Origin of the sequence: Psychrobacter sp., assembly GCF_035469765.1 — a bacterium.
GTDB lineage: Bacteria > Pseudomonadota > Gammaproteobacteria > Pseudomonadales > Moraxellaceae > Psychrobacter.
On record NZ_DATIRM010000199.1, the window covers coordinates 1 to 8058 of the forward strand.

Below are 8058 nucleotides of genomic sequence, written 5' to 3' on the forward strand. Positions count from 1 at the left end.
AATTGGGTATAAAATAAGTGGATAACGCAGCAGTAATAAGTTGCTTGCGAAGATTTTTACCAAAGAGTTTGTATTTTGGCGCATAGTTCTGATGATATTTAATTAGGTTTGCGTTACAATACCCTTAAACAGAGTCGGGAGTTTTAACTAAACATTACGTAAATATGTTTTTTTGTCAGCTATCGCTAGCACACATTAACGGTCGATACCTTCTTATCACCGGTTGAATATCAGTATCTATCTTGGTTTGTACGGTTTTTAGCTGTGACAATTAAGATAAATACTCAGCCTCAATAGATGTTTGATGCTCAATGATGACACATTCTCTTATTAAACCTGACAATGTATTAACAATCCTACTATCAACCAGCTGTGCGCGCAGTGTGTTTTAGTACTGCCTTCTACCCATCAGTTATCACTGATATCTAGACCACGCTTCGCTTGATAGTTAATAACGTCAGCCTGATAAGATAAGTGAAAAACAGTATTTACCAAAGCCATTGTCTGGTTATGATCGTTATCATGACCCAGACAACACGGCGTGTTAGTTAATTCTGTTGATAATTCGGGCTGTAAAGGAATCATCCAATGAGTTTACAAAACACAGCACTCGCCCCCATTGACCGTGAGTACGAAATTACTATCGTAAGATTTTTTACGGTTATGGCCGTGGTATGGGGCATCGTCGGCATGAGTATTGGTGTGTTCATTGCTTCTCAGTTAGCATGGCCAGCACTCAATTTCGACATTCCATGGCTGACCTTTAGTCGTTTAAGACCGCTGCACACGAATGCGGTTATTTTTGCGTTCGGTGGTTCAGCCTTGTTCGCAACGTCTTACTATATTGTCCAACGTACTTGTAAGACAAGATTATTTGCCCCTTATCTAGCCTGGTTTACTTTTTGGGGTTGGCAGACGGTTATCATATCGGCGGTTATTACCCTACCTTTAGGTTTAACATCGACTAAAGAGTACGCTGAGCTTGAGTGGCCAATCGATATCTTGATTGCTTTGGTATGGATCTCTTATGCCATTGTCTTCTTCGGTACCCTCATCAAGCGTAAAACCTCACATATTTATGTGGCTAACTGGTTCTTTGCTGCCTTTATTATTACGATTGCGCTATTGCATATCGTAAACAGCATGGCGATTCCTGTTAGTGCCTTTAAATCTTATTCATTATTTGGCGGTGCAACTGATGCCATGGTGCAGTGGTGGTACGGGCACAATGCAGTAGGTTTTTACTTAACGGCTGCTTTCCTTGGAATGATGTACTACTTCGTTCCGGTACAGATTGGTCGTCCTATTTACTCTTACCGTTTGTCTATCGTTCACTTTTGGGCATTGATTGCTTCATATATGTGGGCTGGTGGTCACCATTTGCATTATTCAGCGCTTCCAGATTGGACGCAGTCGCTTGCTATGGTGTTCTCAATCATCCTATTTGCACCGTCTTGGGGTGGTATGATTAACGGTGTACTAACGTTATCAGGTAGTTGGGATAAACTGCGTACGGATCCGATCATTCGCTTTATGATTGTGGCACTATCATTCTATGCGATGTCAACGTTTGAAGGTCCAATGATGTCTATTAAGACAGTGAATGCGCTATCGCATAACACTGACTGGACAGTAGGTCATGTACACTCAGGTGCACTTGGCTGGGTTGGTATGATTACTATTGGTTCGCTATACGTACTGTTACCACGTATTTATAACAAACCAAAAATGTACTCTATCAGCTTAATCACGACGCATTTCTGGCTAGCAACAGCGGGTACTATCTTCTATATTGTATCTATGTGGATTTCAGGTATTGGTCAAGGCATGATGTGGTTGGCTACTAACCCTGATGGCACTTTGGTCTACAGCTTTGTTGATACCGTTGAGTTCTCGCATTTCCCCTATATTGGTCGTGCGTTTGGTGGTCTTCTTTATGTATCTGGTATGTTTGTCATGGCCTATAATGTCTATAAAACAATCAAGATGCCAGAGGGTAAGCCAGTAGATATTGCTGATCCGACTGATCATGAACCTAGTGTCGATCAAATCTCGACAGCTAAAGTATAAGGAGCGATCATGGCTGGTACACCGCATGAAATTATTGAAAAAAATACAGGCTTGTTGGTCATCGGTATCGTTATTGCCATTAGCTTTGCAACGCTCGTTGAGATTGTACCGCTGATATACGATTATAAGGGCGCTGAAGAAGGTGGGGTTAACAAACCTTTGCCTTCTATGGAGCCTTGGACTGCGCTTGAATTTGAAGGTCGTGACATCTACATTCGTGAAGGTTGTCACGTCTGCCATACCCAAATGGTACGTCCATTACGTGCTGAAGTTGAACGTTATGGACCCTACTCGCGTGCTGCTGAATCAACGTGGGATCACCCATTTTTATGGGGCTCAAAACGTACTGGTCCTGATTTAGCACGTGTTGGTGGACGCTATTCTGAAGATTGGCAAAAACAACATCTGATTAATCCACGTTCATTAGTACCTGAATCGGTTATGCCTGGTTTCCCATGGCTTGCGACCAATGAAGTGAATGGTACCAATGTTCAAACCAAAATGCGTCTCTTCCGTGATCGCTTCGGTGTACCTTATACTGAAGAAGATATCGAAGGCGCTCCAGATGCTGTGCTTGGTGCTACTGAGCTTGATGCCTTGGTTGCCTACCTACAGCAGTTAGGTACCGCAATGGAAGGACAGCGCTAATGGGTATTGGTGAATTACAAACAATTGCGACCGTTTCTGCCTTTATTGCCTTTGTAGGTGTTGCATGGTGGGCGTATTCGCCAAAAAACAAAAAACGCTTCGAAGAAGATGCAAAACTTGCGCTTGATGACGAGGATATAAAATCTCTGTCTGACGAGCAGCGCGATAAGGATAAATGATGACATTCTTTTGGAGTTCTTGGATAACTATACTAAGTATCCTGTGCTGGGCATCTATCCTCGGTATTTTACTAATGGTATTGAAATACAAACCAGAAGTAGAAGAAGACGGTACCACAGGGCATGAATACGACGGTATTCGAGAATATGACAAACCACTCCCTAAATGGTGGCTGGTGATATTTTTTGGTTCAATCATTTGGGGTGTTGCCTACTGGGTATTTTTCCCTGCTATCTTTCCATCAAAATGGGAAGGTATTACGACCGTAGAAGTTGATGGAAAGACCTTGCCATGGACCTCTAAAAACGAGCTTTATAGTGAGCTTGAGAGTAATAACAAAGTATTTACCGATAACTTTGAGAAAAATATTTTGGCCAAAGCAGATGCTAGTGGTGCAACCAAAACTCTAGCCAGCTTGTCTGAGATGCAAGCTACCATGCGTCACAGTGAAACGCCACCTGCAGACATGCAAGCTCAAATTGATGAAAAAATTGCAGAGTTATCGCCGTATGTAGAAAAGTTATCTGAAAATCCGAATGCGCTAAAAGTCGGTAGTCGCCTGTTCTTACAGAACTGTGCGGTCTGCCATGGCTCTAACGCTAAGGGTGCTGCTGGCTACCCCAATTTAACTGATAATGATTGGTTATATGGTGGTGAAGCGTCAAATATCTTGACGACGCTACATAATGGTCGAGTCGGTGGTATGGCTGCATGGCGTGACCAGCTCGGTGAAGATGGTATCCGTGCTGTTGCTGAATATGTGTTATCGATATCTGGTAACCAACCAGGCTACGAGCTAGATAAAGCCCAAGTCGCTCAAGGTGAAGCCATCTTTAAAGAACCTACCAACTGTGTGCTTTGTCATGGTCCGGATGGTAAAGGTATGATTTCAGCCGGTGCACCAAACTTAACGGATAATATCTGGTTATATGGTGGCGATCGCGAGACTATCCGAGAAACGTTACGTTATGGTCGCGCAGGTGTTATGCCTGAGTGGGAAACCAAGCTAGGTAATGAGCGTATTATGTTAGTTGCTGCCTACGTGTACTCACTATCAGATAGAACTGCTCAACCTGCTGCTAAAGCAACCGCTATTGCTGCTACTGCGCCAAAACAAGTGACAAGCACAGAGAAAACGGTGAATTAATACTATAATCGTTTTAGTTAGCCATGGTTATTAGAATAGCTATCTCATTGATGAGTGGATTTAGATAAAGGGAGGTCTGTTATTGCAGTCCTCCCTTTTTTAAAATTAAAGTCACATCATTATGTGCTTGAACATTGGTAAAAGAGCCATATAAACCTTTTAAGCCATTATTTACAATCGATTATTTGGTAGACAAGTTAACAACGTTTTAGTTTTTATGTTTGTCACTATTTATTGAAATTTATAACATCGCACATCCACCTATCTTATTCTATAATAGATGTTTGTTACCCATGCCAGCAGACTGATTCTTTTTTTAAAGAGGCACGTTTATGTCAGCACCACAATCCCATAAAATCCCTGTACAACAAATAGATCTAGATGCCACAAAGCATCGTGTCCATCCAAGGTTTGTCACCGGTTTTTACCAAAATATTCGGGTCATCACGATGTACGCACTTTTGGCAGCGTTTTTGCTGTTGCCGTGGTTGCGCTATAACGGACGACAAGCTATCTGGTTTGATGTGCCATCGCAGCATTATTATATTTTTGGCATGACATTTTTGACGCAGGATTTTTACTTTATTGCCGCCTTTGCTATCATTGCCGCCTTCACTCTATTTATGGTGACGGTATATGCAGGGCGGGTTTGGTGTGGTTATGCCTGCCCACAAACTATTTGGACACATCTTTATCAATATGTTGAGAAATGGGTGCTTGGTGATCGTAATAAACGCATCAAGTTTGATAAAGAACCGATGAGCGCAAAAAAAGCTTTTAAACGCTCTTTGATATATTTTATCTGGTTCGTGTTTTCAGTGATTACTGCGGCAACCTTTGTCAGTTATGTCGCTGGTACAGATTATTTATATCAAAGTTGGCAAACAATTGGTTTTATTCCTTTCCCTGATTGGCCGACATGGGTATGGGTATCGATGTTTATTTTTACCTTTGCTACCTACGCCAATGCGGGTTACATGCGCGAGCAAATGTGTATCCAAATCTGTCCTTATGGCCGCTTTCAAAGCGTAATGTTTGATAAAGATACGTTAGTGGTTTCTTATGATTATGAGCGCGGAGAACCTCGTGGTACTCGTAAAAAAGGCACCAATCCTGATCATTTAGGTGACTGTATTGAATGTCAAATGTGTGTACAGGTTTGCCCAACGGGTATCGATATTCGTGATGGACTACAAGTCGGTTGCATCCAATGTGCTGCTTGTATTGACGCTTGTAATGAGATTATGGATAAAGTTGGCTATCCACGAGGATTGATTCGCTATACTACTGAGCGTCAATTGGCGGAAAAAGAGAAAAGTCGTGTCTTCCGCCCACGTTTCTTTGCTTATTTGGCACTACTCACCATACTGTGCAGCGGTGTCTTATATGCATTAAATGACCGTGTGCCGTTAGAGATTGATATTCGCCGTGACCGCAATCAATTGTCCTCAACCAATGCCCAAGGCATGATTGAAAATAGCTATATCGTGAAACTAACCAACAAAACCCAAGACGACCACACTTATAAGATAACGCTTGCGCCACAAGATGGTCTGAGCTTAGAGCTTCGATTCAATGATGTGCCATTGGATGCCGGTGAAAGTTTCGATATGCCTGTTAGTATTTATGGCGATCCTAAGATAATTGAGTTTGGTCAGACACCAGTGACCTTGAATGTCAGTAGTGAAGATGGCAAATATAAAGTCAGTAAGCAAAATATCTTTACGACCCAAGGTCAGTAATGGTTAAATGCCATATATAATAAATTTATTCCCCAATTAACTGTCGCTTGATAGCGCTAATCGATAGTTAATTGGTCTTTGGTTTATGTTACTTTGACAGCTCTGAGCTGTCAGATTTATCCGTCAATACGGTTACTAGATATCTGATTAATAGGTATGTTATGTCCAGTTCAGCCTCAAATTTTAAGCGTCAAGACAGCCAGCCATGGTATAAAAATTACATGGTGGTTATCTTTGTTATTGGTATGCCAGCTTTTGTGGTCATTGCTTGCCTCTGGTTCGTTTATTACTCTTACCAGATTCGTGATAGCGTGGTACGTGACGACTGGTATATGGATGGTAAGACGTTATACCACGATGTCTCGCGTGACAAGCTCACTTATGATTTAGATTTGCATGGCAAGATGCAGTTTGCAGAGAATGGCGATATCGTGTTTTATTTGGATTATCCTGAGCAAAGTTTACAATCAGGTAAATTGCTTAATGGTACGCCACTGACCTACCCTGATACGTTGGAATTGTCCATCTCGCATGCTACTGATATCAAAAAAGACCATGATGTGGTACTAAAGCACCAAGAAGGTAATAAATATATCGCACAAGTAGATATCGACCCTCTTAAAGCCAAATACTATCTGCAGGTGACTAATGAGGGTCAAGACGATTGGCGTATGCAGGACGTTGCCAAGTTACCACGCTCAGAGGTTAGCTTTGAGCCACTACCTGTTTTTGCTGAAAGTTAATTTTTTAAACATCGCTAAAACTAAAAAACCAGCACATGATCGTTTCATGGCTGGTTTTTTAGTTTAACGAGAGTAAACGGAATTAAATAACTGGATTGATCGTTGGGATTTTTTGCGGGCTACGGCTGCCCTTTTCTGCATCAGCAAATTTTGGATTAAATACCTGCGTTTTTGGCATGACTGGCAAACCAATCTCGGCCAGACTCTCTGTCTGCCCTGCTTGTATATTATCACCTTCAAACAAACGCTCGTTGTCATCACGCTCAAGGCTCAAGGTTTCAAAATCAAATAGCTCTCTGTCTGCCAATTGCGAAGGCGCTACATTTTGCATCGCTTTAAAAATAGAGGCTAAGCGCTGAGGATGGGCGTCATCCCATTCACGTAGCATGTCATTAATGATGGCACGTTGCAGGTTGGTTTGGCTACCACAGAGATTGCACGGAATAATCGGAAATGCTTTCAAACTTGCATACTCAATGATGTCTTTTTCTTCCACATAAGCCAGCGGACGAATGAGCATATTTTGCTTGTCATCACTGAGCAGTTTCGGCGGCATCGATTTGAGCGCCCCACCATGAAATAAGTTCAAAAAGAAAGTCGCCAACATATCATCGCGATGGTGCCCAAGCGCAATCTTGGTCGCACCGATTTGTTTGGCGAAACCATACAGTGAGCCACGACGTAAACGTGAACACGCCGAACAATAGGTCTTCCCTTCTGGCACCACGCTTTTAACAATACTGTAAGTATCTTTTTCCAGAATATAATGAGCAATGCCCTGCTCGTTTAGATAGGCAGGTAGTACTTCTTCCGGATAACCTGGCTGCTTTTGATCAAGATTGACGGCAACGATATCAAAATGAATCGGTGCAATACGTTTTAATAGCAGCAATATATCAAGTAACGTATAGCTGTCTTTACCGCCCGATACACAGACCATCACCACATCGCCATCTTCAATCATATTAAAGTCACGAATCGCCCATGATACTTGGCGGCGCAGCTTTTTTTGTAACTTACGAAAGTGAGCTGACTCTGTCAATGCTTGAGTATCCGATAGTGTACTGTCCACTTGCTCATCCATAAAATCAGTATCATCGCTATCAGCGTCTAACATGGTATCGATAGCCGTTTGCTCTGTTTGATCATTAATGTCAGTACCCATATAGGTAGCATCAAGCTCAGGCATGATTTGTGGGGTAAACAAGGTTGCTACGGTCATAAGTTACTCAATATCTTGATAAGAATGGCTTTGCTTTAAAGAGGTAGAAATCGGTTTGGAAAAAACATGGCAATAAAAACTATTTACGTATGGCTCGCCATCATGCTTCTAAATATCGCGCTTTAAAGCAGTGATTTAAAACAGCAGCGATTATAGCAAAATTTGCTAACAGATTGAAAAGATGACAATAAATTATCGCCTTAAATGCAACCTTTTCTCTAAAGGCTCATTTGGTATTCATGACTTCTGATGGTTGATTATCCATTTTCTTAACTTCATCGTCTTAGGGCGTGCCCTCATTTTAAA

Annotated in this window: 7 protein-coding genes; 6 read left to right on the forward strand and 1 reads right to left on the reverse strand. The window is 41.8% G+C overall.

Going from position 1 to position 8058, the window contains the following annotated elements; translation table 11 throughout:
• The first annotated feature begins 588 nt into the window (after nucleotides 1–588).
• The 6 genes from ccoN (at nucleotide 589) to VLN09_RS05670 (ending at nucleotide 6530) form a co-directional block, all read left to right on the forward strand.
• Complete coding sequence (gene ccoN / locus VLN09_RS05645; protein ID WP_325244496.1) at nucleotides 589–2070, forward strand: cytochrome-c oxidase, cbb3-type subunit I; 1482 nt, start codon at nucleotides 589–591, stop codon at nucleotides 2068–2070.
• A 9-nt stretch (nucleotides 2071–2079) separates the two neighbouring features.
• Complete coding sequence (ccoO, locus tag VLN09_RS05650) at nucleotides 2080–2718, forward strand: cytochrome-c oxidase, cbb3-type subunit II (RefSeq protein ID WP_325244498.1); 639 nt, start codon at nucleotides 2080–2082, stop codon at nucleotides 2716–2718.
• Nucleotides 2718–2897 (forward strand): cbb3-type cytochrome c oxidase subunit 3, encoded by a 180-nt coding sequence (locus tag VLN09_RS05655; RefSeq protein WP_325244500.1) that lies wholly within the window; start codon nucleotides 2718–2720, stop codon nucleotides 2895–2897. Before ccoO ends, VLN09_RS05655 begins: the two co-directional genes overlap by 1 nt.
• Entirely contained in the window at nucleotides 2897–4045 is a 1149-nt protein-coding gene (ccoP, locus tag VLN09_RS05660) for a cytochrome-c oxidase, cbb3-type subunit III (RefSeq protein ID WP_325244502.1), read from the forward strand. Before VLN09_RS05655 ends, ccoP begins: the two co-directional genes overlap by 1 nt.
• Nucleotides 4046–4377: 332 nt before the next feature.
• Nucleotides 4378–5787 carry a cytochrome c oxidase accessory protein CcoG gene (gene ccoG, locus VLN09_RS05665; RefSeq protein WP_325244505.1) on the forward strand — a complete coding sequence of 470 codons (1410 nt, stop codon included), beginning with the start codon at nucleotides 4378–4380 and terminating at the stop codon, nucleotides 5785–5787.
• A 161-nt stretch (nucleotides 5788–5948) separates the two neighbouring features.
• Entirely contained in the window at nucleotides 5949–6530 is a 582-nt protein-coding gene (locus VLN09_RS05670) for a FixH family protein (protein ID WP_325244507.1), read from the forward strand.
• 82 nt (nucleotides 6531–6612) lie between these two features.
• On the opposite strand, the gene ttcA is transcribed toward VLN09_RS05670, so the two are convergent.
• Nucleotides 6613–7752, reverse strand: a complete 1140-nt coding sequence (ttcA, locus tag VLN09_RS05675; RefSeq protein ID WP_325244509.1) for a tRNA 2-thiocytidine(32) synthetase TtcA — start codon at nucleotides 7750–7752, stop codon at nucleotides 6613–6615.
• Between the last annotated feature and the right edge of the window lie 306 nt (nucleotides 7753–8058).